We start from the raw sequence: 622 nt of genomic DNA, 5'->3' as shown, positions 1-622 counted from the left end.
GCTGGCATCTGCTGTCACAGTACCAGTGTTGCCTGCGGCATCTGTTGCCGTAATGCTGACATTGATGGTGCTGTCGGCATCAAGCACTAACTGTCCGCCATCAACGGTCACGCTCCATAAGCCACCCGTTTGTACTGTGGTGGTGATGTCTACACCATTGACGTTGACCGTAACCACGTCACCCACGGTGTATTCACCGGTGACCGTACCGCTGATGGTCTGGTCTGTTGCGGCTTCGCCTGAATCTACAATGCCATCGCCTGCAATCGGATTGATGGTAATCGTGGTCGTGCTGTTGTCCGGACCAGTGGTATCTACTGTATAGACTTGCGTATCAGTGATTGTGCTGCTGTTACCTGCTGCATCGGTGAAGGTCGCTGTGGCATCAATGGTCTTGTCACCATCGGCCAACAGGTCACTACCTGCTACATCCGCTGTCCAGTTACCGGTTGCTGCATCTACCGTTGCGGTGTAAGTCACGCCATTGATAACTAAAGTCACCACGGTGCTTGCTGCATCTGCAGGGATACCAGTTAAGGTACCTGTCACTGTCACTGTGCCCGCTGATTCTGCTGCGTTGAGAACGTTGTCTGCTGTGACAGCATCAATATTCAGTGTCGCA

General features: G+C 52.9%; 1 protein-coding gene. It reads right to left on the bottom strand.

All coding sequences use genetic code 11. The features are described 5' to 3' along the window. Window positions 1-622 (bottom strand): Ig-like domain-containing protein (locus IEV39_RS18375; RefSeq protein ID WP_188382627.1); only part of this gene is annotated, 622 nt, incomplete at both ends.

The organism is Acinetobacter courvalinii, assembly GCF_014635545.1.
Taxonomy (GTDB): domain Bacteria; phylum Pseudomonadota; class Gammaproteobacteria; order Pseudomonadales; family Moraxellaceae; genus Acinetobacter; species Acinetobacter courvalinii.
Note: the sequence above shows the minus strand (reverse complement) of the source record. Positions and strands in the feature narration are given on the sequence as shown.